We start from the raw sequence: 24,023 nt of genomic DNA, 5'->3' as shown, positions 1-24,023 counted from the left end.
TCGCGGGCCGCCGAGGCAAACCGGTCGGCGCAGCGCCTCAGCGCTGGGACGGCTCCGGCAGCAGCTCGCCGCCCGTCTGACAGCTCGGGCAGTACTGGCCGACGGTGCTCGCGAAGGCGAAGTCCCGGATGGTGCCGCCGCACTCCGGGCACGGCTGCCAGGTTCGGCCGTGGACCCGCATCTCGGCGACCTTGGCGGCCTTGAGCCCGCCGATCGGGATGCCCCGCCGCGCCGCGATGGCCTCGGTGATCTCGCCCACCGTCGCCTCGAACAGGCCGTCGAGCTCCGCGCCGGACAGGCTCGCCGCGTGCGCCACGGGCGAGCGCCTCGCCCGGAAGAGGATCTCGTCGGAGTAGGCGTTGCCGATGCCCGCGATCGACTCCTGCTCCTGGAGCACGGCCTTCGTCTGCTTGCGCCGGCCGGCGAACGCCCGATCGAAGTCCTCGCGCGAGTACCCGGGGTCGGCCGGGTCCGGCCCGAGCTTCGCGATCGCCGAGACCTCCGCCGGATCGTCGACCACCGACACGCCGAGCGACACCCAGCCGCCGGCGTCGGTGAGTTCGAGCGCCGGCCCCTCGTCGAAGCCGATCGTGAGCAGGACCGGGGGCGCGTCGGTCGCGGCATCCGCCCCGCCCCAGCGCGCCCAGCCGTGCCGGCCGAGCGAGACGACGAGATGCCGGCCGTCGTCGAAGCGGAGATCGACGTGCTTGCCATGTCGGGCGACGGCGGCGAGTCGCGCGCCGAGGAGCTCGCCCGGCGGCCTGGGGCGGGTCTTCACGACCCGGAACTCGAGCACGTCGACCTCGCGGACGACGCGGCCGACGATGCGCTCGCCGAGCTCCTCGACGAGCGCCTGCACCTCTGGCGACTCCGGCATGGGGCCACCCTCTCACGTCCCGCCGACGGCGTCACGCGAGGGGTGGCCCACCGGGTCACTCCGCGCCGAAGTCGAGCGACTCCTCGGCGACGGCGATGACCGACCAGGTGCCGCCGTCGGCGTCGGTGAACTCGTAGGCGGGGACGACGACCACGCTGCCGTCCGGCTGCCACTGGCTCGCGAGCCCGAGGCGGGCGTCGACGATGCGCACCTCGGTGACCGGCCAGGCGACCGCGGCGCCCTGCGCGGGCGTCGCGGGCGGAGCGGTCGGCGGCACCCAGGTCTCGCTCTCCGTGGCCGCGTCGGCTCGCAGCACGTCGACGGCGCCGGTGCGCTGGGCGCCGAAGCGCGGGTCGGAGAGGCGGCCGAACGCCTCGTCCGCGCTCACCACCGGGTACTCGCCGAGCCCGATGATCGGGGCGAGACCGCCCGACACCGAGACGATCCCGTCTTCGGCCAGCTCGAGCGTCCAGGCCTGGTCGAGCCGCTGCCCGTCGACGATCGGCCAGGCCTGCGCTGTCCGGGTGACCGCGCCTTCCCAGGTCTCCGAGCCGAAGGCGAACGACGACGCGTCCCGCCCGCTGGCGGTGATGATCGAGCGGAGTGCGTCGATCGCGGCGCCCTCGCTCGGCAGCGCGCCGCTCGGCTCGCACGCGGCGTCGGCCGGGCAGTTCCACGGCGAGATCGCCGGGTCGGAGTACCAGAAGCTCAGCGTCCCGTCCAGATTGACCCAGAGCGAGGGGGCCGTGCCGTCCTGCGCTCCGACCGTCCAGGAGCCGTCCTTCAGCACCGGTTCGCCGTCGATCCCGAGCGAGGCAGCGAGCGCGCCGATCGTCGCGGGGTCTGCGGCCGCGCCGGGGTCGTAGCCGTAGCCCGCTGCGCGACCCGCCTCCGTCGACAACCCGGAGGACGTGAAGTGGTTGCGTCCCCAGCCCCACGGCATCATGAGGTCGCTCGCCCCGGATCCCGCCATCGCCTTGTCCTGCGCCATCTCGGGCTGACCGGCGCCGGGCTGGAGCGGTGCACCGTTCTGCGCCCCGCCCTGACCGTTCGGGAGCGAGATCGGGGGCGCCCCTGCGAGCGTGCTGCCGTGGTCGCCGCCGAGCGCGGCCACCGCGTAGCCGGCGCCGCCGCCGAGCACGAGCATCGACGCGGCGACCGCGGCGATCGGCAACCAGCGCGGCCGCCGCTTCGCCCGCGCGCTGCCGAGTTCGGCGACCGGGGCGGTCGTCTCGGCCATCGCCTGCGCGACGGTCTCCTCGGCGAAGCCGGCTCGCGGCTCGAGCCCGGCGGCCGGGTCTGCGCCACGCAGCCGCGCCATCGGGTCCTGTTCGTCGTGCGTCTCGTCGTTCATGTCTTCGCCTCTCCTCGCGGGGCCGGGGCCGCCGTCATCTGGGATATGTCGTGGGGGCGCCTGAGCTTGCAGCGCTCGGGATGTGCCGGCTCCCGGCTTGGCCCGCCGGCGCGGGCACCCGGGGCCGGCAGCGAGGGGGTCAGAACGCCAGCCGCTCGCCCCAGGCCTCGCGGAGCCGCGCCCGGGCGCGGGAAAGCGCGGCGTCCGCGCCGGAACGGCTGATGCCGAGCACCGCCGCCAGCTCCGCCCCGTCGAGCCCTTCCCAGGCGTGGAGCAGGAGGATGCGCCGATCGCGCTCGCCGACGCTCTCGAGCGCGCCGCGGAGTTCGGCGTCGAAGAGCAGGCTCAGCTCCGGATCCTCGGCGACCGCGCTGGTCCCCCGCTCCGGCACGGTCTCGACCGGAAGGTCGACGAGCTTGCGCCGGTGGTTCGCGAGCGTGAAGCCCGCCGTGCGATACAGCCACGGCAGCACGGCCTCGCGGGGGATGTCGGCCCGTCGACGCCAGGCGGTCGCGAACACCTCGGCCGCGAGGTCCTCCGCATCCTGGCGGGGACCGCGGCGGGCGAAGTAGCGGACGAGGGCTCCGGCGTGCTCGCGGACGACGCCCTCGAACCAGCCGCGCTCGTCGAACGGTTCGGGCGCAGGCGCCGAGGCGTCGTGCTCGGCGCGGCGCTCCGAGTCCTCGGGCATGGGCTCCCCTTCGTCCGGGGCGATCTCGTCGGTGCTCACACGCTTCACGCCCTGTCTGTGTCGCCTCCGGCGAGAGTCTTGCACGACATCGCGGATTCGCGGCGGACTGCGGCGGGGCCGCGGCGGTATCGTCGACGGCGATGGACTTCACCACGACGATCTCCGCCCTGCGCCGAGCCGGGTGGGCCTTCGAGCCGCCCCTCGACGAACAGCGCCCCGTCCCCCGCTCGCTCCTCGCCTTTCCCGCCGCCTTCGGCGCCTGGACGGTCGCGTTCAGCCGGCTCGCGAACGCGGAGGACACCGTCTGGTTCCTCTCGGTCGAGGACTACCGCGGCACCGCCGACGCCGCGTTCGCCTGGAACGAGTTCGAGAAGCTCAGCCTCGACGCCGCCGTCGACCCTGAGCAGACCGCCGCCGTCGCCGCGTTCTGGGCCGGGCATCTCCCGGTGCTCCTCTCCGTGGGCGGGGACTACGAGTACCTCGCCATCCGCTCGGACGGCCGGATCGTGCACGGCGGCGAGCCGGAGTTCGAGGAGACGAGCGTCGTCGCCGACGACTTCGAGGCGCTGCTCACCGAGCTGGCCGAACCGGGCGGCCCGAGACATCCGCTTGTTCGCGCGCTCTTCCCGGAGCTCGCGGTCTCCCCCGAGGCGTAGCGCGGGACCGGCGGAACGGGCGGCCGTATGCACGGACGGGCATACCGGTCCGCGTACCGTTGGTGGATGCTTCGACGACTCGTCTCCCGCGTCTACTGGGCCTGCAGCCGGTGGACGCTCACCGGGTCGCCCGCGCCAGCGCAGCCGACCGTGCTGATCGGTGCCCCGCACACCTCGAACTGGGACTTCGTGCTCATGCTCGCCATCGCCTGGCGGCTCGGCATCGACGTGCGCTGGCTCGGCAAGAAGAGTCTCTTCAGCGGCTGGCGCGGCCCGATCATGCGGCGCCTCGGCGGCATCCCGGTGGACCGCGCCGATCCCGCCCGCGTCGTCGACGAGGTCGTCGCCGAGGTCCGGGCGGGCAAGGTGTTCGGCCTCGTCGTAACGCCCGACGGCACCCGCGGGCCGCACGAGTACTGGAAGTCCGGCTTCGCCCGCATCGCCAAGGCGACGGGGATGCCGGTGACCCTCGGCTTCGTCGACCGCACCACCATGACCACGGGCCTCGGGCCGACCTTCGCGCTCGGCGACGATCTCGGCGCCGACATGGACCGCATCCGCGCGTTCTACGCCGACAAGGCGGGGCTCCGCCCCGAGCAGCGCGTCGAGCCGCGGCTCCGCGAAGAGCTCGCGCTGCGCTGACCCTCAGCCGAGCTCAGCCCGGCGGAGCGCCTCGCTCGTCACGCCGGGCATGAGCAGCACGGCGGCGAGCGCGAGTCCGACGGCCGCGATCACGAAGGTCGGCTGCAGCCCGAACGCGGACGCGAGCACTCCGCCGGCGAGACCACCGAACGGGACGGCGCCGAGCACGATCAGCCGGTACGCGGCGGTCACCCGCCCGAGCAGCGCGTCCGGCACCGCCGCCTGGCGCAGGGTCGAGACGACGATCTGGTTGCACGCCGTCGCGACGGCCGCGAGGAACATGCCGACCAGCACGAGCACGAGGTTCGTGCTCAGGCCGAGCACGGCGAAACTCGCCGCCGGCACGAGCGCGGCGGCCCACATCACGGGCCCGCCGCCGATCCGCGGGATGACGCGCTCCGCGACGAGCGAGCCGAGGATGGCGCCCGCCGCGGGAACCGCGATGAACAGGCCGTACCAGGCCTCCGGCACTCCGAGCGGCCCGGTCGCGAGCAGCACGAGGATCGCGCCGGTCGCGGTGCCGAAGAAGTTGAAGGATGCCGAGATGAGTGCGACCCGGCGCAGCAGCCGATGCCGCCAGAAGTGCCCCCAACCCGCCGCGATGTCGGCGGCCATGGAGCTCGGCCTGGGCGGCGGACCGTCCGTCGCGGCGTCGGTGGCGGGCGTCCCGTGTGCCGCCGGGCGGAGCTGCGGCAGCAGCAGCGCGGCCGCCGCCGCGACGGCGAAGAGCCCGGCGCTCGTGAAGAACGCGAGCGTCGCCGCCACCGCCATGAGCACCGAGCCGATCGGCGGCCCGACGAAGGTGTTCACGACCGATTGGGTCGCGAAGAGGCGCCCGTTCGCGCGTTCGAGCTGCGCCCGCGGCACGAGCCGCGGCGGCACCGTCAGCGCGGCGTTGTCGACGATCGTCTCCGCGGTGCCGGCTACGAATACGGCGGCATAGAGGAGCCACACGCTCTGCCAGCCGACCGCGACCGAGGTGGCGAGCAGGGCGAAGCCGAGCGCTCGGAGGAGGTTGCCGGCGACGAGGAGCGTGCGCCGGTCCATCCGGTCGGTGAGGGCACCGGCGGGCAGCGTGAACACGAGCCAGGGCAGGAACTGCACGACGGTCATGCCCGCCACGATCACGGGGTCACGGGTGAGCGAGGCCACGAGCAGGGGCGCGGCCGCGGCGAGGATGCCGTCGGCGGTGTTGGACGTCGCCTGCGAGGCCCAGAGGGCGGCGAAGCCGGAGCGCTTCGGCATCCCTAACTCCCTATCAGCGTTATGATCATTAGCGGGAACGTAGCAGAGAGCGGGAGGAGCGCGCGATGCGGATGCCGGAGCTCGCCGTCTCCCGCCTCGGTGGCGACGTCGCGCTCGACTTCTGCAACACCGTGGACTGGCGGCTCGACCCCGAGCGCCGCGGCGAGCGCCTGCAAAGCTACGCGCACGTGCTCGCCTGGCTCGAGCGCGTCGAGCTGCTCACCTCGGCTGCGGCCGAGCGCCTCGCCGGGCTCGCCGACGCCGATCCCTCGGCCGCGGCCGCCGAGCACACCGGCATCCTGACCCTCCGCGACGACAGCTACGCCGCCCTCACCGGCGACGCGAGCTCGCCCGCCGTGCTCGAGCGGGAGCTGCCACTCGCGCACGCGGCGAGCCGCCTCGAGCGCAGCGCGGACGGCACCTGGGCCCGGCACCCGCGCACGCTGGAGCTCGGCACGCCGCGGCACCTGCTCGCGCTCGAGTTCGCCCGCCTCTTCGCCTCCCCCGCGCTCTCGGGCTTCCACCGCTGCGAGGACCGGCACTGCGGCTGGGTGTTCCTCGATACCTCCCGGCAGCACAACCGCCGCTGGTGCAGCTCCGCCGATTGCGGCAATCGCAACCGTGTGCGCGCCCACGCCGAACGAGTCCGGCGCGAGGCGGCGTCACGGGCCTGACCTCGCCCATGGCAGATCGCGCACCGGCTCGTCAAGCAGCTGCGGCCGGCACCCCCGCTCGGCGATGATGGGCGGGTGCGAAGCTCCGTGAACGGTGTGCAGTCACCCGGCGGTCGTACGGCGAGACGGCTCCTGCTGGGCGTCGTCGCCTGCCTCGCCGCCCTCTCCCTCGCCGCGTGCGGCGTGCAGGTGCCGAGCGACCCGGACGGCACGCTCGACCGGGTCGGCGGCGGCGAGCTCCGCGTCGGCGCCGTCGAGGAGCCGGGACTCGTCGAGACCGAGGGACCGAGCCCCGAGGGGCCGCTCCCCGAGCTCGTCCGCGGCTTCGCCGACACCATCGACGCACGGGTGACGTGGCGGGTCGGCAGCGAGGAGACGCTCGTCACCGCCCTGGAGGACGGCGAGCTCGACCTGGTGATCGGCGGGTTCACCGACCAGACCCCGTGGATCGAGCGGGCGGGCCTCACGCGGGGGTACCGGGACATCGAGCACGCTGGCGGACGCAGCCTCGTGCTGCTCGTGCCGATGGGCGAGAACGCGTTCCTCTCGGCATTGGAGCGCTATCTCGACGAGGAGGTCGGCGGATGACCCGGCCGAGCAGTGCGCAGTTCGGCCGCACCGACCTGCCGGAGACGCAGCGGATCGCGCTCAAGAAGGCGATCCGCTGGGAGCTGTTCACGATCGTGTACACCTCGATCACGATCACCGTCGTCGCCTTCGTCGTCGGCGGATCGCAGGCCATGCGCACCGCCTGGATCGAGGACATGCTCTCGCTCCTCCCCCAGCTCGCGTTCCTCACCGCGGTCATCTTCGTGCGGCGACGGCCGACGGTGAAGCATCCCTACGGCCTGCACCGCGCGATGGGCGTGGGTCACCTCGTCGCCGGCATCGCCCTGCTCGCCGTGGGCCTCAACCTCGCCGTCGAGGCCGTGACCGGCCTCATCGCCGCGGAGCATCCCACGATCGGCACCGTTCAGCTGTTCGGCCAGACCATCTGGCTCGGCTGGCTCATGATCGCCGTGATGGTGATCGTCGTCGTCGGTCCCGTGTTCATCTACGGCCCGGCGAAGGCAAAGCTCGCGCCGGTGCTGCACAACAAGCTGCTCTACGCCGACGCCGACATGGCGAAAGCCGACTGGCAGACGAACGCGGCGTCCATCGTCGGTGTGCTGGGCATCGGGCTCGGCATCTGGTGGCTCGACGGCGCCGCCGCGCTCTTCATCTCGATCGGCATCGTCTGGGACGGCGTGCGCAACACCAAGGGCGCGGTCATCGACCTCATGGACCAGCGTGCGCGCAGCTACGACGACAAGCAGCCGCACCCGCTCGCGGGCGAGATCACCCGGTACCTGCGAGGCCTGCCCTGGGTGCTGGATGCCGGCGTGCGGCTGCGCGATGAGGGGCAGGTCTTCCACGTCGAGGCGTTCGTCGTGCCGCGCCGAGTCAAGGTGCGCACGGAGACGCTCTCCGCGGCCTCGGAAGGCATCGCCCGGCTCGACTGGAAGGTGCAGGACGTCGTGGTGGTGCCGGTCGAACAGCTGCCGAGCGAGGCCGATCGCGCCCTCGGCGACTGAGGTCTGCTCAGGAGGCGCCGTAACGGGCGGCGATCGTGCGGGCCGCGGCCTCGACGACCTGCTCCTGCTCCTCGTCGGTGATCGACCAGGTGCCGTGCACGAGCCGGGGCCAGAAGACCGACGACGCGATCATGCCGAGGAACTGGGCGGATGCCGTGTCGGGATCGTCGATCTCGGCGACCCCGGCCGCGTGCGCATCGCGGAGGTAGCGCCCCAGCGCCGCGAGCACCGGCAGGGTGCCGAAATCGAAGGTGCGCTCGCGCAACTCGGGGAACCTGGGCGACTCGGCGATGACGGTGCGCATGAGCGCGGTCATCTCGGGCCGCGTCACGAGTTCGGCGTAGGCGCGGCCGAGCGCCACCAGGCCGGCCGTGAAGTCTGCGAGCGGGACGTCGACGGGCTGCGGCACGGCCGTGCCGCCAGCGGCGAGCACGGTCGCCTCGAACAGCGCCGCCTTGGTCGGGAACTGCTTGAAGAGCGTCGCCTTGGAGACGCCCGCTCGCTCGGCGATCCGCGCGAGCGAGGTGCGATCGTAGCCGTCCTCCAGGAAGAGCTCGGTCGCCGCGGCCAGCACGGACTCGCGCTTCGACGTCGCCAGCTCGCGATGGTAGGACGAGGTTCCGCGTGCCATCCGGCCAGTATCGCAGAGACGAGTGCCTTGACTCACCTCTTCGGATGCGCGTACGGTGCAGAGGTGAGTCAACCGACTCACCTCTACCCGCATCCGTGAAGGAGCGCACCATGGCCACCGTGATCGTCCACGCCACCATCACCCTCGACGGTTTCCTGGCCGACCCTGACGGCGGCGTCGACTGGATGTTCGGACGCCCCTCCGCCCCCGAGGACGATGCCGTCGTGGAACGGGTGATGGCCCGGATCGGCGCGGTCGTCGGCGGCGCGAACCGCTCGCAGACCATCGAGGACGGCGAACTCCCCTACGGCGGCATGTTGAAGGTGCCCGTCTACCTGATGACCCACCGCCCCCACGATCCGATCGAGCGCGACGACACCACCTACACCTTCGTCGTGGACGACATCGCCGAGGCGGTCGCGCTCGCCTCGGCGGCCGCCGGAGACCGCTGGGTCAGCCTGCTCGGCGGCAGCATCTCGCGGCAGTGCCTCCGGCTCGGACTCGTCGACGAGCTCCACCTCGACGTGGCACCGGTGCTCCTCGGCGAGGGCATCTCCCTGTTCGCCGGGCTGGGGCAGCGGATCGAACTCGAACGACTGGAGACTTCCGCCTACGCGAGCGAGACGCACCTGCGCTACCGCGTGCTGCGGTAGGGCTCGCTCTCGTCCCGAGATGCGGCCCGGACTCCGAGCGACCGGCTTCGCTCCGGACTCAGTGCGTTTCAGCCGTTGACGGTCCAAGCCCAGCCGTCGCCGGAGCCGCGCCGACTGACGGACTTCTGGCCGTAGACGACCGACTCGATCGCCGCGTCCGCGCGCTCGCTGGCGAAAAGCGCGCAGGAGGAAACTTCCGCCCCGGAAGCGAATTCCTTCGCGTCATCCCTGGAGAACACCGCACAGCCGTCGACGTTCACGTCCGGTCGAGCGTTGATCGTGACGACGTCGACGTCATCCTTGCCCGCGGCCGCCCAGTTCTCGATCCCGAAGCCGTAGACGCTGTCCTCCGGGTACTCGCCCTCCAGGAGAACCGCCTCGAACCGGACCAGGAAGACCGTGCCGTCGTCATACGCGTCGGGGAGCTGCAATTCACCCTTCGCCTCGGCGACCGACATCGAGGACACCTCGGTGACGGTGACCGCTGCGGTGGCGTCGACCTCCGCCTGGCGCACGCCCACCTCGAGCTGCTCCCCGATGCTCGCCTCGGTCGGCGCACTGGAGCAGCCGGCGAGGACCAGCGCTGCGAGGCAAGCGGGGGCGAGGAGTGCGGTTCTGCGCATGGAACGGGGGCCTTTCTGCCGGGGACGGAGAGGATTCTTGGTATCCAGAGTAGTCCAGATGCCAGAGAGACCGAGCCCGCGATGGCCGACTCCTTCGGCGAACTCTCCGATGAAGCCTGGCGGCGAACTGCGCACGCATGACCGGGAAGCCGCTCGCCGATGGAATCCCGAACGCGAATCGAGGCGACCGAGCGAGCAGCTCAGACTGGGAATCCGCCTTCGTACTGCACGTGGTCGACGATGCATCCGCCGAGGTCGGGCGGCGTCGGGCCGATGAACACACTGCCGGCGACGGAGCCGGTGAAGGCGGCGACGCCCTCGAACTCGCAGTGGTCGAAGACGCAGCGCGTCGTCCACATCACGTCCCGCACGCTCGCGCCGGTGAAGCTGCAGCGTTCGAACCGCACGCCCGACGCGACGGAGCGCGACAGGGTTGCGTCGGAGAAGTCGCAGCCCTCGAACACGCCGCCGAGGCGTGCGCCGCTGAGCTTCGCCCCCACGAAGCTGCAGTCCACGAAGCGTCGTCTGACGAACACGCGCCGCATGTCGATCCGGTCGAGGACGCAGTCCTCCAGCTCCGACTCGATCACCGACGCCCCGTCCGCGAAGACGACATCCGACAGGTCGACGCCCGTTGCCCCGAGCTGCCGGATCGGCGTCGTCAGCCGCGCTCCGCGCAGATCGACGCGACCCGCGGCGGTCGTTCCGAACGGGGACGCCGGAAACGCGGCCCCGGGTCGCTGCGAGGCGAGGACGAGCTCACGCTCGAACGCGCTCGTGAGCTCGGGCGTCCACCGCGCTCGCAACTGGCGCTTCGTCGACTGCATCTCCTCAGTTGATCAGACGTTGAAGCGGAACTCCACGACGCCACGCAGCCGAACAACCTCAGAAGGTCCTAGTCCCGCAAATCCATGGAGTAGATCCTGCTTGACTGGCCCTTGACTCCTGTCACCCTCACGACCGAAGGCGTGCTGTCGCCGACCGGCCTGCCCCAGTGGCAGGAGTCCACTGTGCGCCGCGCCTACGCGTCTGCCACGAGGACTTGAGCGTCCAATCGGATGTGCCGGCGATGATCAGATGTCGGCGCACGCTGAGACCATTTCGATATGACGAAGCGAGGCGGGCGCACGCTGACCCTGTCAGCAGACGACTACAGCATGTGGGTCCTTGACTGGAAAGCGCACCAGATTCGCATCGTCATGCAATCAGGTGAAGAGCACGTCGCTCCCATGGACTCGGATATGCGCCGACCTAGCGATGAAATCGCGCGAACGTTCTTCGATTGGGACCGCTGGTGGCTGACCACTGAGACCGAAAGAGGCCATCTCGTGTTCGCCGAAGTGTGGAGCCCGGTTGGTGATCCTGTAAAGGGTCGGCCGTCCGTGTATCTCGACCAAAACCGCTGGAGCACGATTGCAAAGACCGTCGTGAAGCCGGAGGCCGTGTCTGAAGAGGACCGCACCGCCGCACGACGAATCATGAAGCTCGGTCACGATGGTGGTATCAGGCTCCCCCTCTCGTCAGCGACGATGCAAGAAACAGCCGCCCTGTTCGGGGGTAGACGCTACGAGGTCGGCATCACGATTGCATCACTCAGTGGGGGTTGGCAACTCCGCGACCCGCTCGAACTTCGTCGCCGGGAGTTCGCCGCGTGGTTCGCCGAGCGCCTCTCCATGAATGCCGCTGTTCCTGAGACGGACGCTGTCACGCTCGAGCCAAGAAGCGTGTTCGGCGACCGCGTCGAGTCTGCGGCGGACGACGACCTGAGCGAAAGCATGCGCAAGTTCATGGATGCCTTGACCTGGCCTTCAGTGCTTGTCTCCATGCTGATCGACCCTGAGTCCATCGCCGGGGTTCCTCCCACACGATGGGCCGACAGCAACGGCGACATCGCAAAGTGGGTGGCTTCGCTGACGAGGGAACAGCGATCATCGGCAACCACGTTGGCGGCGATTCGGGACAACGAAGGCCTGATGTCGTCTGCGCTGTCTCTTATCGAAGCACCCTCGACGCTGGTCAGCCGTCTCGGACCGCAGGATGTGGCTAGCGCGGTAAGCGACACCCGTTTTGGCGGTCTCTACACCGCCGTCATGGCCGAGCGACATCGAGATCCGAACCGACGATGGTTACCCAATGATCTCAACGACATCATGTTCCTGACCTGCGCTGCTGCGTACTGCGACTACGTGGCGGCCGAACGGTCGACTGGTCGCCAGTTGACGCAACTTTTGGCGCGTCGCGATGAACGGCCGAACGTCTACACCCACCTGCCCGACCTGGTCGAAGCGCTCGACCGTGACGGTGTCCGTTCTGCGTCCGAAGTCACAGACCTGGCCCCATGAGTGCAACAGACACACCCTAGGTAGCAAGGCGAGATGGCCGCCGCTAGTTCAGGCAGAAACCTCCGGCTACGCCTGTGCCTTGCCATGGAACCACGCCCGTCAGCAGGTTTGCGCGCCCTGATCGAAGTCAGGCAAAATGCTTTTGTTCGAACACATGTTCGATGTTCATACACTCAAGGAGAACACCACCATGGCCACCAAGACCACCACCAAGGCAGCCGTCGAGACCACCGAGACTGTCGAGCTCCCGCCCCTGCAGATCGTCAACGAGGGCATCATGCGTGTAATCGAGGCCCACGACATCAACGTGCAGAAGAACCGCTACAAGGCCATGCGAGCGATCGCTTGGCAGGCGTTCGTCGAGGCCATCGAGGCCGGCGAGTTCGACGCGCTGGTCGAGCGGGCCAGTGCCAACGTGGACGAGCTGCCTTCCGGCTGGGAGCTTGAGGCTGCGTCCAAGTCTGCCGCGAAGCGGAGCCCGGCCCAGGCCAGGGTTGCTGCCAAGGCACCGGCACGGAAGGCTCCGGTCAAGAAGGTGGCTGCGTGAGCCGAATGCCAGCCGTGGCGCGGCGCACGATGAGGCCTCTGAGGCACGCCGTAGGATCTTCCACTGTGACCCTCGAAACCGATCTGACCCTGTTCCCAGAGGATCTTCATGCTCCGCTCTTGGGTTCGGCGGGAAACGCGACTGTCGACGAACTCGCGCTCGCGGCCCGGTTCGATGGGCTTCACCAGCTGTTGTACACGCGCGGAGGCGTACGACCGACCAACGCAGCCATTGAGGAGGTCGGCAAGCTGCTACTGCTTCGCCTGTGGCTGAGCCGGGACGACGAGGCCTCAGTCGATGGAGTAGGCCTTCGAGCACTGTTCGACGGAGCAGTTCCGGACGAGTCGGTAGTGGAGGTGACAAAGAAAGCCTTCACACAAGTTCTTACGGTCGATCGCATGTCTTTGCGTGCGGTGGATGGCAGCAGCCGTCCGCTCTGGCCCTACGACGAACCGTTCCGCCTAGCGGAACCGACGGTGCTCCAGAGCGCACTTGCACTGGTGAACGAGATTCTCGGCGGCGGAACCCGAGTCGCGGACCCGCTAGGCACGGCTTTCGACGCCTTCCTTAGCGGCCGGTATGACCATTCCGGTGGCCTCGGCACTTACCTCACGCCAAGTTCCGTCGCTCGCATGATGGCTGAGGTGGTCCTCGATCTCCTCTCGAGCGACGCCCTAGCTGACGTGAGGGCACCCATCATCGCGGACCCCTTCTGCGGAACTGGTCGATTTCTCGTGGCCGCATTCGACGCCGCGGAAGAGCGACATGAGAACGTGGACTTGGCGGGTCTCCTCGATGGAGGTCTGGTGGGGGCCGATCAATCTACGACCGCAATTGCGAAGTCGGGTCTGAACCTGCTCCTTTACGGTGCGCAACAACCAGAGGTTTACGCAGTCGCCGACTCGATGACAGATCCCGGGCTGGACCGGCTAAGAGGAACTCTTGCTGCCGTACTTACGAATCCGCCGTTTGGGGGCGGTAAGTACGACGACGCCCTGGGCATCGACCGGACCCGCGAGCTGTTCCCCAGTGTCCGTCCGAATCGACCCATGGACCCCGCGATTGCTGGACTCGCGCTGTCTCTCGAACTTCTGCGACCCGGGGGAGTCCTTGGGATAGTTCTTCCGGAAGGCATTGTGAACGGGCGACAGTTCCAGGACATCCTGTCCAATCCGGACTTTCACGTCGTCGCTTCAGTAAGCCTCCCCACTGTCACCTTCGCCCTCAGCGGCACTGTGGCGAAGACCAGCGCGGTATTCATTCGACGGGTTCCACGGGGGGAACGGACTACTCTCGCTCGAGTTGATCACGTCGGCTTCATTAAGCAGGCTGGGCGAGCAGTCGCCGATCCCGAGGGAAGCGATATTCCCGCTGTAACTGCCGCGCTGCTCAATACACTCAAGTCCAATCCCGCGTCGGACGAGATCGAGACGGTGTCCTCTCGTCCGCTCGTGGCATCTGTCCCGTCGGACGGGCTCACCAGCGTGGACCCGAACCGCCTAGACCCGGAAGCAGTGAAGTCCCGCCATGAGCTTCTCGCGACGGGCGGAATCGAGCTCGGTGAGCTGCTTCGCACTGCTCCTAGGTCAAGGAAGGGGAAGCGCACAGACGAGCCCTTCGTCTCCGTTCTTCACGTGGATCAGCTCGGCACCGTCAGTTGGAACGAAACACTCCAATACAACCCCACTACTCCAGGCCAGTGGGCGTCATCGGGTGATTTGATCGTCTCGCTGCTCAACCCTTCCAAGCTGCGGGCGGCGGTGATCGCAGAGGACTATCCCACGGTGATGTGCAGCGGGGAGTTCGGCGTGTTTAAGGCTTTGGTAGACCCCTATGCGCTCCTTGCACTGCTTTACGACCCCCGCGTCCAAGCGCAGCTTCGACCCCTTGGCAGTGGCACATCGAGCTCACGACGTCGAATTGGGCCGGAGGACGTGCTCGCTCTCATCGTGCCGTTCAAGACGCCGTCCGAGCTAGCCGAAATCGGCGAGCAGGCCCGCCGCGAAGTTCGAAACATCGAGTCTTCCCGGCTACGGCTCGCAGCGCTCCACCAGCCCGGCTGATTCAGCTGTATTCCTCCACCTCCGCTTCCGTCTCGATCTCTGAGACGGTCGCGAGGTCGTAGCTGTCCCGCGGAGCGAGGACGCCAGGGAAGAGAGCGCCGAGATCGTTGGTCCCGAGGACAATGTCGGCAGTATTGGTCAGGCGCGTGGGGCGTGCACCCCTCCCCCCGTACCGGAGCGCTCGGGTTCGACCGGTGACTGGAATTACCTGAGTCGGCAGCGGAACATGCCAGTCGATCTCGGGGCGGTCCCTGTCCGCAAGGCTCAATCGAGCGTCGAAAACGAGCACGTTCGAGAAGTCAAGATTCCCGAGTGTGTTCACAACCACGTCGTCGTCATAGCCGACCGGGGGGTGGAGCTGAAAGTTGTAGGTCCGCCCCCTGCGCGAAGTAAGGAAGGTCTCGAAGAGATCGCGCCAGTCTCCGTCCTCCTGGGCATCGATGCACCAAGCCCGGATGCGGATTGGGGCCGGGTCTGAGACGCCGTGTGGGCGGTCTACCAGCAGATAGAACATGTAGGGCACGCCCAGGTATTCTTCGCCGGCAGTTGGCAGCCCGCGCGAGCGGCGGTGCTCGTCGTCGTCCAGGGACCCCAAATTGTGATTCCATCTCGGCCGATCAACACCCGAAATGTTTGCGGCGCTCTTGACCTCGCTCCCGTCGGCCAGGTCGTCGCCCTTTCCTCGGAAGCCCTGCCCAGGCTCGCCCAGCACGATGGAAGCGACGAACTGGGCGATGTAGCCGGTGTCTACCTGTGCAGACTGCCCAGTTAGGGCTGCCCATCGTTGGAGCATCACGTGCTGGTGGCCGAACAAGTCAACAAAGAGATCCTCAAGGAGGAAGACGCGCTGTTCGTACGTCAGGCTTCCCAGGATCTCACGGCGTACATGAATGCCCTGACTGATTGCCTGGCTGACTGCGTTCTGCATCCTTCACTCCCGACGGCGGCATGGAGCCGTGCGATGAACGTATCCAAGAACGGGTGTTGAGCTCAAACTCGGAAGCCGCACACGGATCGGCTTGAATTCGTCATCCAGAGCCGTCCTGATTCTGTTGCCTACCACCGTTGATGATCGGCTCGTCAGTCTGGCGCTCGTGGGCTGCGAGGGCCCGATTCACCAAGCACCGCCGCCGCTCGGCCACTGTCCCTTGCGATACTTCACTGCGTAGCGCCCTCCGACCAACAGCGAGATCGTCGCCTCGACGCACTGTTCCCGAGTGCGGTCTGCCAGCAGGAACGGCTGATCGAACTCGAAGTAGTAGGTCTCCGGGCCGCCAGTGACTTCTGCGCCTGACGCAGTCGCGTATTCATCACCGTCCACGTGCGCCGTGAAATACTGGCGTCCGCCCGCCACGTTGTCACGTCGAGGTGCGATTCGACCGAATCCCGGCATAGCAATCCAGCCAGTTCCCTCAACAACCTGCCACTCGTCATCCATAGCGCGAGCGTAGCGGAGGCCTGACACACACCCTGTCGCAACACCGCTAACTGTGACGGAACTCCACGACGTCGCCGTCCTGCATGACGTAGTCCTTGCCCTCCATGCGCGCCTTGCCCTTGGCGCGGGCCTCGGCGACCGAGCCGGTCTCGACGAGGTCGGCGAAGGAGATCACCTCGGCCTTGATGAAGCCGCGCTCGAAGTCGGTGTGGATGACGCCGGCTGCCTGCGGCGCCTTCCAGCCCTTGTGGATGGTCCAGGCGCGCGACTCCTTGGGGCCCGCCGTGAGGTAGGTCTGCAGGCCGAGGGTGTCGAAGCCGACGCGGGCGAGCTGGTCGAGCCCCGACTCCTCCTGCCCGGTCGAGGCGAGCAGCTCCGCCGCGTCCTCGGGGTCGAGGTCGATGAGCTCGGACTCGATCTTCGCGTCGAGGAAGACCGCCTCCGCCGGCGCGACGAGCGCGGCGAGCTCGGCCTTGCGCGCGGCATCCGTCAGCACGCCCTCGTCGACGTTGAAGACGTAGATGAAGGGCTTCGCGGTGAGCAGCCCGAGCTCCTTGACGGGCTCGAGGTCGATCTTCGTCGCCGAGAGCGGGGTGCCGGCCTGCAGGGCCTCCTGGGCCTCCTTGGCCGCCGCGAGCACGGAGGGGTCGAGCTTCTTGCCCTTGACCTCCTTCTCGTAGCGGGTGATGGCCCGCTCGAGGGTCTCGAGGTCGGCGAGGATCAGCTCGGTGTTGATCGTCTCCATGTCGGACTTGGGGTCGACCTTGCCGTCGACGTGCACGACGTCGCCGTCGGTGAAGCCCCGGACGACCTGCGCGATCGCGTCGGCCTCGCGGATGTTGGCGAGGAACTTGTTGCCGAGGCCCTCGCCCTCGCTCGCCCCGCGCACGATGCCGGCGATGTCGACGAAGGACACCGCGGCGGGCAGGATGCGCTCCGAGCCGAAGATGCCGGCGAGCGTCTCGAGCCGCGGGTCGGGCAGGTTCACGACGCCCACGTTCGGCTCGATCGTCGCGAACGGGTAGTTCGCCGCGAGCACCTGGTTCTTGGTGAGGGCGTTGAAGAGGGTGGACTTGCCGACGTTGGGCAGGCCGACGATGCCGATAGTGAGAGCCACGGGGCTCTATCGTACCGGTGCCGCGCGGTTCCGCCCGGCCGGGCTTCGCCGGCCCGGCGTGGGGCTCAGCCGTCGAGGCGGGCGCGGAAGCAGCGGGTGCGGTACGGCACGTCGAGCTCGTCGTGGCCGGCGAGGTCGGGATGCCGCGCGAACAGCCGCTCCAGCTGGGCGATCGTGTCGCGCTGGGCGCCGGGGCTCGAGGTGATGAAGTAGGAGCGGGAGCGCACGAGGTCGAGGAATCCGGCGCGGCTCATCCGGGCGGTCCACTCCACGGTGTGCTCATCGATCGGGCCGAAGGGCGGGCCGATCTGCACGTACTGCTCGAAGCTCGCGCTCGCGTCGTGCCGCTCGTGCATGATCTCGCCGGCCTCCTTGAGCCAGCCCACGCTCGTGTCGCGGCTGTTCCAGACGAGGCCCAGCACGCCGCCCGGCCGCAGCACGCGCGCGATCTCCGGCACCGCGCGGGACGGGATGAACCAGTGCCACGCCTGACCGGCGACGACCGCGTCGACCGAGCCGTCTTCGAGCGGGATGTCCTCGGCCGTACCGAGGATGCGCGGCACGCCGGGCACCGCGACCTCCAGTTCTTCGAGCATCTCCTCGACCGGGTCGACCGCGATCACCTCGCGGTCGAGCGCGACGAGCGCCTGGGTGAGCTTGCCGGTGCCGGCGCCGAGGTCGAGCACCCGGGCGGCGTCGCCGATCAGCCAGGCGACCGCCTCGGCCGGGTAGCCGGGACGGGCGGCCTGATAGACGGATGCCGCGTCGCCGAACGACCTCGCGTGCCGCTGCGTCTCGGCATCCCCCGGATTCATGCCTCCCATTCCACGCCCGCGGCGAGGCATCCGTCAACCGTCGGAGGCGCGTGCGACGATGCCCGCATGCCAGTGGACTTCACCGCCATCGACTTCGAGACCGCGAACTCCTCTGGAGCCTCCGCCTGTTCGATCGGCATGGTGAAGGTGCGCGACGGCCGCGTCGTCGAGCGCGAGTACTGGCTGCTGCGCCCGCCGTTCCCGCACGACGAGTTCATGGAGTGGAACGTGCGCATCCACGGCATCACGCCCGAGATGGTCGCCGAAGCCCCCGGCTGGGGCGATCGACTCGCCGAGTTCCGCGAGTTCGCCGGCGGCGACTGGCTCGTCGCGCACAACGCGGGCTTCGACATGGGCGTGATCGAGAAGAGCTGCGCGGTGCTCGAACTGCCCGTTCCAGACCACCGCTACCTGTGCAGCCTGCAGGTGGCGCGCAAGACCTACCACCTCGACTCGTACCGGCTCCCGGTCGCCGCGATGGCGGCGGGCTTCGAGGACTTCTCGCACCACAACGCGCTCGACGACGCCGAGGCGTGCGCCGCGATCGTCGCGCACTCCGCCAAGCGCCACGAGGCCGACGACCTCGAGCGACTCGCCCACGTCACGGGCGTGCGCGTCGGTGCGCTCGGCGCCCGCGCCGTCAAGGCCCGCGAGGCCGCGCACGGGCCGATGGCCCTGCAGTAGGCGTACTCGGCCGGTGCGCGGTCCCGGCTCGCCGGGCGCCTCGGCGCCGATGTCGGAGGCGGCTGCGACACTGTCGGCATGGAGATCCTGCTGCTCATCATCGGCCTCCTCGTCGGCGCCGCCCTCGGGGGGCTCGCCACCTGGGTGCTGGCGTCGCGCCGGGCCGCCGGCATCCCCGACGCCGCACCGACCGAAGACCCGGCGCTCGTCGCGGCCCGCCACGAGGCGCAGCTGGCCGCCCTGCAGGCCGAGCACGCGGCCGAGCGCTCCCGACTGCTCGCCGACGAGCAGCGTGCGCAGGCCGAGCTCCGCGCCGAGCTCTCCGCGATCGAGGCGACCGCCGAGGGGCTGCGCGAGCAGATCCTCAGCGCCAGGCAGCAGTACCGCGAGATCGTCGAGCGCCACGAGCTCGAGCGGCGCGAGCGCGAGCAGCGCGAGGCCGCCGACAGCAAGGTGCTCCAGGCGCTCGCGCCCGTCAAGCAGACCCTCACCGAGATGCAGAGCAAGGTCACCGCGCTCGAGACGCAGCGGCATCAGCAGCACGGCGAGCTCAGCCAGCAGCTGAAGATCGCCGCCGAGAACGAGGAGCGGCTCCGCTCCACGGCCGAGTCGCTCGCCTCGGCCCTGCGGTCCAACAGCACCCGTGGCGTCTGGGGCGAGACCCAGCTGCGCAGCGTGGTCGAGGCCGCGGGGCTCATCGAGCGCGTGGACTTCGACACGCAGCACTCGGTCACCACCGACGCCGGCGCCGGCCGCCCCGACATGGTCATCCACCTGCCGGGCGGCAAGCACATCGCCGTCGACGCCAAGGTGCCGTTCAACGCCTACCTCGAGGCGAGCCAGATCCCGGCGACCGCGACCGGCGCCGACGCCGGCCGCCGCGAGAGCCTGATGAAGAACCACGTGAAGGCCGTGCGCGACCACATCACGGCGCTCGGCGGCAAGACGTACTGGGAGGGGCTCGGCGCCTCCCCCGAGATGGTCATCGCGTTCATCCCGAGCGAGTCCCTCATCTCGAGCGCGCTCGAGGCCGATCCCTCGCTGCTCGAGTTCGCCTTCTCGAAGCGGGTCGCCCTCGCCTCGCCCGTCACGCTCTGGTCGGTGCTGAAGACCGTCGCGTTCAGCTGGCAGCAGGACGTGCTCACGAAGGAGGCGAAGACGCTCTTCGACCTCAGCCGCGAGCTCTACGGCCGTCTCGCCACCACCGCCGGGCAGATCGAGAAGCTCGGCCGCACCATCGAACGCACCGTGAAGGACTACAACACCTTCGTCGGCTCGCTCGAGTCGCGTGTGCTGCCGACCGCCCGCAAGCTCAAGGCGCTCGACGAGACGAAGGTGCTCGCCACCCTCGAAGGCATCGAAGAGAGCCCGCGCGAGCTGACCGCGTACGAGTTCACCACGGCCATCCCCGCCGAGCGCGACGCTGTCGAGGCCGCAGGCGACGTCGCCGACGCCGAGGTGCTCGAGTCGCCCGCGGAGCCCTCAGGCGCAGCGGCCGACGAACTCGACGTCTTCGCCGACATCGATGCGGGCATCCGGGCTCGGCTCGGCGACGACGACTGAGTCCGGCGACGCCCGCCGCGCTCAGCCGCCGGCAGCCGGAGTGAGCCGCGCAGCGACGTCCAGAAGCTCAGCTGCGCAGCACGCTGAGCACGTTGTCGGAGGGGTCGCGGAACCAGCAGATGTCCGGGCTCATGCCTGACTCCCGGCCGTGCGCGATCCCGCGCTCGTCGGTGCCGTAGTCCTGCTCGCCCGAGTAGATCTTCGTCACCACGCCCGCCGCGTTCAGCGCGTCGACGGCGGCGTCGAGGTCGTCGACCTCGAAGTTCAGGATCGTGAACGGCGCCGGACTGTGGTCCGGCTTGCCGTAGACGAACACCGACTGGCCCGACGGCAGCGCGAAGCGGAAACCGCCCATCGCCTCGCCCACCTCGAGCCCCAGCACGTCGCGATAGAACGCGAGCGCCGCCTCGACCTCCCGCACGGCGAAGCCGGGGAACGCATCGCGAATCTCGATCATGGCACCCTCCTCGATCGGTCCAGGGCACAGCCTGGCACGCGAGCAGGATCGCGTCGAGGGGCTGGACTCAGTCCTCGTCGAGCCACTTCGAGGCGAGGTGCTCCGCCTGCACGCGGCGCAGCGTGCCCGACTTCGAGCGCAGCACGACCGATTCCGTCGTGATGTAGTCGCCCTCGCGCTTCACGCCCGCGACGAGCGCGCCGTCGGTCACGCCGGTCGCGACGAAGAAGGTGTTGTCGCCGCGCACCATGTCCTCGAGTTCGAGCACCGCGTCGACATCGAGCCCCGCCGCGGCACCGCGGGCGCGCTCCTCGTCGTCCTTCGGCGCGAGGCGGCCCTGCATGAAGCCGCCGAGCGCCTTCACGGCGCACGCGGTCGTGATGCCCTCGGGGCTGCCGCCGATGCCGACGCACATGTCGATGCGCGAGTCGTGCCGGGCCGCGTTGATGCCGCCCGCGACGTCGCCGTCGAGGATGAGCCGGGTGCCGGCGCCCGCGGCGCGGATGTCGGCGATCAACTGCTCGTGTCGCGGACGGTCGAGCACGGCGACGCGCACATCGGCGACGTCCTTGCCGATCGCGGCCGCATACGCGCGGATGTTCTCGCCGATCGGCTTGCGGATGTCGACGACGCCACGGCCCGCCGGGCCGGTGACGATCTTGTCCATGTAGAAGACGCTGGAGGCGTCGAGCATCGTGCCCCGGTCGGAGACCGCCAGCACCGAGAGCGCGTGCGAACGGCCCGCCGCGGTGAGCGAGGTGCCGTCGATCGGGTCGACCGCGATGTCGCAGGCCGGGCCGTTGCCCGAGCCGACGCGCTCCCCGTTGAAGAGCATCGGGGCTTCGTCCTTCTCACCCTCGCCGATGACGATGACGCCGTCGAAGTCGACCGTCGCGAGGAAAGCCCGCATGGCGTCGACCGCGGCGCCGTCGGCCGCGTTCTTGTCGCCCTTGCCGATCCACGGAACCGCCCGGATCGCCGCCGCCTCGGTCGCACGCACGAGCTCCAGCGCGAGGTTGCGGTCGGGGTGGTGGAACAGGCTGGCTTCGTTGCTCATGAGGGGGTCCTCCAGGACGCATCTGCGCCGCGGATCGTCTCGCGGCGCGCCGATCGGCGGTGTTCCCGCCACCACGAGCCTAACGAGCCGCCACGAAACCCGACGCGGTTTCGGCGTGCACGGCCGTGCAATTTCGCCCGTTCTTAACCGCGCGGCAAGTCCATCCGCCCGTGCCGTCCCGAGGCGGCCGACCACCACGCCACCCGCACCCCGCCGGCACGATCCTCGGCGCCCGGGAGCTCGACGCCGATCTCGCACGGGGTGACGGCGGCGACGACGAGCTCGGCCGGCCCAGCGCAGAGCACGTCGAGAGGAATCACCCGCCGCGGGTCGACGACGTCCGCTCCGAGGGCGCTGCGGACCCGCTCGTCCTCGCGCCGGGACTGCGGGGCGAAGCGGGCGAGCATCGATCCGCCGAGTGCGAGGGCCGCCCCGGCCACGATGATCCCCTCCGGCGCGCCGCCGATGCCGAGGACGGCATCGAGGGGCCCGTCGCCGAGCGATCCGAGGTCGGATGCCTCGGACGCCCAGGACGCCCCGGCGCGCGTCGCCGCGTCGCGCGCTCCCCGGTGCAGCGCACGCAGACTGCGCTCCACCTCTCCGTGCTCGAAGGCGACGAGCTCGGCCCCGCTCGCCCGCACCGCCGCGGCGTGAGCACGATTGCGCGGGCGCTCCTGCACGGCGATGCGCACCTCGGCGGCGCGGACGCCGCGCAGTTCGGCCGCCCGCGCCACGAGCGCGGGAACCGCCGCGAGGAGCTCGCCGTCCGGGGCATCCGTCGCTCCGAGGCCCGGCACCCAGGTGACGAGCTTGTCGAGGTAGTGCGCCGGCCCGATGTCGAAGAAGCCGCCCCGGGCCGTCGCCGCGGCCACGGCCATCGCGCCCGGCCGGCCGGCCGCCGCGAGCCGGGTGCCGTCCACGGGATCGACCGCGAGGTCGACGGCGACGCCGCCCCGGCCGAAGCGCTCGCCCGGGCTCAGCATCGGGGCCCCGTCCTTCTCGCCCTCGCCGACGACGACACGTCCCTCGACCGGCACCGAGGCGAGCGCCCCTCGCATGGCCGCGACCGCCGCCCCGTCGAGCGCGTCGCCATCGCCCCCGCCGACGAGCGGCAGGCATCCGGCCGCCGCAGCGGCGACCGCCGAGCGCAGGGGGTCCGTCAGATCAACGACATCGAGCGAAACGATCACGCCATCATCCTGGCCGACCCCGGTGCACCCCTGGGCGCGGCGCGCGAACTCGGTAGACTCGTGCCGATCCCGCTGTCGTCACGAAGGAGCCTCCATGCCCATCGCAACTCCCGAGCAGTACGCCGAGATGCTCGACACCGCCAAGGCCAAAGGCTTCGCCTTCCCGGCCTTCAACGTCTCGAGCTCGCAGACGCTGAACGCGGTGCTGCAGGGCCTCACCGAGGCGGGCTCCGACGGCATCATCCAGGTCACCACGGGCGGTGCCGACTACTTCGCCGGGCACACCGTGAAGGCCCGCGCGACCGGCGCCCTCGCCTTCGCGCGCTTCGCGCACGAGGTCGCCAAGTCGTACCCGATCACCGTCGCGCTGCACACCGACCACTGCCCGAAGCCGGCCCTCGCCGACTTCGTGTTCCCCCTGCTCGAGGCCTCCGAGGAGGCGGTGAAGGCCGGTGGCAACCCGATCTTCCAGTCGCACATGTGGGACGGCTCGGCCGTGCCGCTCGACGAGAATCTCGAGATCGCCAAGGAGATCCTGCCCCGCATGAAGGCGATCAACGCGATCCTCGAGGTCGAGATCGGCGTCGTCGGCGGCGAGGAGGACGGCGTCAAGCACGAGGGCTCCAACGAGGCGCTCTACACGACGCTCGAGGACGCGATCTCGACGGTCGAGGCGCTCGGCCTCGGCGAGCAGGGCCGCTACATGGCCGCTCTGACCTTCGGCAACGTGCACGGCGTCTACGCGCCCGGCAACGTCAAGCTGCGCCCCGCGCTCCTGAAGGAGATCCAGGACGGCCTCGCCGCCAAGTACGGCACGGGCCCGAAGCCGCTCGACCTCGTCTTCCACGGCGGCTCCGGCTCGACCGACGCCGAGATCGCCGAGGCGGTCGCGAACGGCGTCGTGAAGATGAACATCGACACCGACACCCAGTACGCGTTCACCCGTTCGATCGCGGGCTACATGTTCCAGAACTACGACGGCGTGCTGAAGGTCGACGGCGGCGTCGGCAACAAGAAGCAGTACGACCCGCGCGCCTGGGGCAAGGTCGCCGAGTCGGCGATGGCCGTCCGCGTCGGCGAGTCGACCCGCCAGCTCGGCTCCGCCGGCCAGTCGATCAGCGCCTAAGGCC

The 24,023-nt window shown here is 69.8% G+C and carries 26 protein-coding genes; 12 read left to right on the top strand and 14 right to left on the bottom strand.

Features of this window, described 5'->3' with window-relative positions; all coding sequences use genetic code 11:
• Positions 1–37: 37 nt before the first annotated feature.
• The 3 genes from IEY71_RS07100 to IEY71_RS07090 all read right to left on the bottom strand — a co-directional run bounded on the left by IEY71_RS07100 (position 38) and on the right by IEY71_RS07090 (position 2,922).
• Entirely contained in the window at positions 38–877 is an 840-nt protein-coding gene (locus IEY71_RS07100; protein ID WP_189084539.1) for a DNA-formamidopyrimidine glycosylase family protein, read from the bottom strand.
• Between the two features lie 55 nt (positions 878–932).
• Entirely contained in the window at positions 933–2,231 is a 1,299-nt protein-coding gene (locus IEY71_RS07095; protein WP_189084538.1) for a hypothetical protein, read from the bottom strand.
• Positions 2,232–2,370: 139 nt separating this feature from the next.
• The gene (locus tag IEY71_RS07090; RefSeq protein WP_189084537.1) at positions 2,371–2,922 is read right to left on the bottom strand and encodes an RNA polymerase sigma factor; all 552 of its coding nucleotides are present in this window, start codon (positions 2,920–2,922) and stop codon (positions 2,371–2,373) included.
• A 140-nt stretch (positions 2,923–3,062) separates the two neighbouring features.
• Here IEY71_RS07090 and IEY71_RS07085 point away from each other — a divergent pair, with 140 nt between their 5' ends.
• Both IEY71_RS07085 and IEY71_RS07080 read left to right on the top strand, forming a co-directional pair.
• Complete coding sequence (locus IEY71_RS07085; protein ID WP_189084536.1) at positions 3,063–3,578, top strand: hypothetical protein; 516 nt, start codon at positions 3,063–3,065, stop codon at positions 3,576–3,578.
• A gap of 66 nt (positions 3,579–3,644) precedes the next feature.
• Positions 3,645–4,220, top strand: a complete 576-nt coding sequence (locus tag IEY71_RS07080) for a 1-acyl-sn-glycerol-3-phosphate acyltransferase (RefSeq protein WP_189084535.1) — start codon at positions 3,645–3,647, stop codon at positions 4,218–4,220.
• Between the two features lie 3 nt (positions 4,221–4,223).
• On the opposite strand, the gene IEY71_RS07075 is transcribed toward IEY71_RS07080, so the two are convergent.
• Positions 4,224–5,465: an MFS transporter gene (locus IEY71_RS07075; RefSeq protein ID WP_189084534.1), complete on the bottom strand. Its 1,242-nt coding sequence runs from the start codon at positions 5,463–5,465 to the stop codon at positions 4,224–4,226.
• 65 nt (positions 5,466–5,530) lie between these two features.
• Between IEY71_RS07075 and IEY71_RS07070 the strand changes: the two genes are divergently transcribed.
• The 3 genes from IEY71_RS07070 to IEY71_RS07060 all read left to right on the top strand — a co-directional run bounded on the left by IEY71_RS07070 (position 5,531) and on the right by IEY71_RS07060 (position 7,713).
• The gene (locus IEY71_RS07070) at positions 5,531–6,139 is read left to right on the top strand and encodes a CGNR zinc finger domain-containing protein (RefSeq protein WP_189084533.1); all 609 of its coding nucleotides are present in this window, start codon (positions 5,531–5,533) and stop codon (positions 6,137–6,139) included.
• A 75-nt stretch (positions 6,140–6,214) separates the two neighbouring features.
• Positions 6,215–6,727 carry a transglycosylase SLT domain-containing protein gene (locus IEY71_RS07065; protein ID WP_229781564.1) on the top strand — a complete coding sequence of 171 codons (513 nt, stop codon included), beginning with the start codon at positions 6,215–6,217 and terminating at the stop codon, positions 6,725–6,727.
• Positions 6,724–7,713: a cation efflux transmembrane domain-containing protein gene (locus tag IEY71_RS07060; RefSeq protein ID WP_189084532.1), complete on the top strand. Its 990-nt coding sequence runs from the start codon at positions 6,724–6,726 to the stop codon at positions 7,711–7,713. Before IEY71_RS07065 ends, IEY71_RS07060 begins: the two co-directional genes overlap by 4 nt.
• A 7-nt stretch (positions 7,714–7,720) precedes the next feature.
• Here the strand turns inward: IEY71_RS07060 and IEY71_RS07055 are convergent, their stop codons facing one another.
• Positions 7,721–8,344, bottom strand: a complete 624-nt coding sequence (locus tag IEY71_RS07055; RefSeq protein WP_189084531.1) for a TetR/AcrR family transcriptional regulator — start codon at positions 8,342–8,344, stop codon at positions 7,721–7,723.
• A gap of 110 nt (positions 8,345–8,454) precedes the next feature.
• Between IEY71_RS07055 and IEY71_RS07050 the strand changes: the two genes are divergently transcribed.
• Positions 8,455–8,997: a dihydrofolate reductase family protein gene (locus IEY71_RS07050; RefSeq protein ID WP_189084530.1), complete on the top strand. Its 543-nt coding sequence runs from the start codon at positions 8,455–8,457 to the stop codon at positions 8,995–8,997.
• A 68-nt stretch (positions 8,998–9,065) separates the two neighbouring features.
• Here the strand turns inward: IEY71_RS07050 and IEY71_RS07045 are convergent, their stop codons facing one another.
• Together IEY71_RS07045 and IEY71_RS07040 are read right to left on the bottom strand one after the other, a co-directional pair.
• Entirely contained in the window at positions 9,066–9,620 is a 555-nt protein-coding gene (locus IEY71_RS07045; protein ID WP_189084529.1) for a hypothetical protein, read from the bottom strand.
• Positions 9,621–9,820: 200 nt separating this feature from the next.
• Positions 9,821–10,447, bottom strand: a complete 627-nt coding sequence (locus IEY71_RS07040) for a pentapeptide repeat-containing protein (RefSeq protein WP_189084528.1) — start codon at positions 10,445–10,447, stop codon at positions 9,821–9,823.
• Between the two features lie 279 nt (positions 10,448–10,726).
• On the opposite strand from IEY71_RS07040, the gene IEY71_RS07035 reads away from it, so the two are divergent.
• From IEY71_RS07035 to IEY71_RS07025, 3 genes are all read left to right on the top strand, one after another.
• Positions 10,727–11,962: a hypothetical protein gene (locus IEY71_RS07035; RefSeq protein WP_189084527.1), complete on the top strand. Its 1,236-nt coding sequence runs from the start codon at positions 10,727–10,729 to the stop codon at positions 11,960–11,962.
• A 190-nt stretch (positions 11,963–12,152) separates the two neighbouring features.
• Entirely contained in the window at positions 12,153–12,509 is a 357-nt protein-coding gene (locus tag IEY71_RS07030) for a hypothetical protein (protein WP_189084526.1), read from the top strand.
• A gap of 65 nt (positions 12,510–12,574) precedes the next feature.
• Complete coding sequence (locus IEY71_RS07025; RefSeq protein ID WP_189084525.1) at positions 12,575–14,572, top strand: HsdM family class I SAM-dependent methyltransferase; 1,998 nt, start codon at positions 12,575–12,577, stop codon at positions 14,570–14,572.
• A 1-nt stretch (position 14,573) separates the two neighbouring features.
• Here the strand turns inward: IEY71_RS07025 and IEY71_RS07020 are convergent, their stop codons facing one another.
• The 4 genes from IEY71_RS07020 to IEY71_RS07005 all read right to left on the bottom strand — a co-directional run bounded on the left by IEY71_RS07020 (position 14,574) and on the right by IEY71_RS07005 (position 17,942).
• Entirely contained in the window at positions 14,574–15,500 is a 927-nt protein-coding gene (locus IEY71_RS07020) for a MamI family restriction endonuclease (RefSeq protein WP_189084524.1), read from the bottom strand.
• A 186-nt stretch (positions 15,501–15,686) separates the two neighbouring features.
• A complete protein-coding gene (locus IEY71_RS07015; protein WP_189084523.1) occupies positions 15,687–16,010 on the bottom strand; it encodes a hypothetical protein in 324 nt (107 codons plus the stop codon).
• A 46-nt stretch (positions 16,011–16,056) separates the two neighbouring features.
• A complete protein-coding gene (gene ychF / locus IEY71_RS07010; RefSeq protein ID WP_189084522.1) occupies positions 16,057–17,127 on the bottom strand; it encodes a redox-regulated ATPase YchF in 1,071 nt (356 codons plus the stop codon).
• Between the two features lie 65 nt (positions 17,128–17,192).
• Complete coding sequence (locus tag IEY71_RS07005) at positions 17,193–17,942, bottom strand: class I SAM-dependent methyltransferase (RefSeq protein ID WP_189084521.1); 750 nt, start codon at positions 17,940–17,942, stop codon at positions 17,193–17,195.
• A 66-nt stretch (positions 17,943–18,008) separates the two neighbouring features.
• Here IEY71_RS07005 and IEY71_RS07000 point away from each other — a divergent pair, with 66 nt between their 5' ends.
• Positions 18,009–18,626, top strand: coding sequence for a 3'-5' exonuclease (locus tag IEY71_RS07000; RefSeq protein ID WP_189084520.1), 618 nt, complete (start codon positions 18,009–18,011; stop codon positions 18,624–18,626).
• 78 nt (positions 18,627–18,704) lie between these two features.
• Positions 18,705–20,189 (top strand): DNA recombination protein RmuC, encoded by a 1,485-nt coding sequence (locus IEY71_RS06995; RefSeq protein ID WP_189084519.1) that lies wholly within the window; start codon positions 18,705–18,707, stop codon positions 20,187–20,189.
• Between the two features lie 67 nt (positions 20,190–20,256).
• Here IEY71_RS06995 and IEY71_RS06990 read toward each other — a convergent pair whose 3' ends face one another.
• The 3 genes from IEY71_RS06990 to IEY71_RS06980 all read right to left on the bottom strand — a co-directional run bounded on the left by IEY71_RS06990 (position 20,257) and on the right by IEY71_RS06980 (position 22,893).
• Complete coding sequence (locus IEY71_RS06990; protein ID WP_189084518.1) at positions 20,257–20,646, bottom strand: VOC family protein; 390 nt, start codon at positions 20,644–20,646, stop codon at positions 20,257–20,259.
• A gap of 67 nt (positions 20,647–20,713) precedes the next feature.
• Positions 20,714–21,703, bottom strand: coding sequence for a class II fructose-bisphosphatase (glpX, locus tag IEY71_RS06985; protein ID WP_189084517.1), 990 nt, complete (start codon positions 21,701–21,703; stop codon positions 20,714–20,716).
• 143 nt (positions 21,704–21,846) lie between these two features.
• Positions 21,847–22,893 carry a fructose-bisphosphatase class II gene (locus IEY71_RS06980; protein WP_189084516.1) on the bottom strand — a complete coding sequence of 349 codons (1,047 nt, stop codon included), beginning with the start codon at positions 22,891–22,893 and terminating at the stop codon, positions 21,847–21,849.
• 94 nt (positions 22,894–22,987) lie between these two features.
• On the opposite strand from IEY71_RS06980, the gene fbaA reads away from it, so the two are divergent.
• The gene (gene fbaA / locus IEY71_RS06975) at positions 22,988–24,019 is read left to right on the top strand and encodes a class II fructose-bisphosphate aldolase (RefSeq protein WP_189084515.1); all 1,032 of its coding nucleotides are present in this window, start codon (positions 22,988–22,990) and stop codon (positions 24,017–24,019) included.
• Positions 24,020–24,023: the final 4 nt, after the last annotated feature.

The sequence above is a fragment of the Agromyces mediolanus genome (assembly GCF_014648575.1).
Taxonomy (GTDB): Bacteria; Actinomycetota; Actinomycetes; order Actinomycetales; family Microbacteriaceae; genus Agromyces; species Agromyces mediolanus.
Note: the sequence above shows the minus strand (reverse complement) of the source record. Positions and strands in the feature narration are given on the sequence as shown.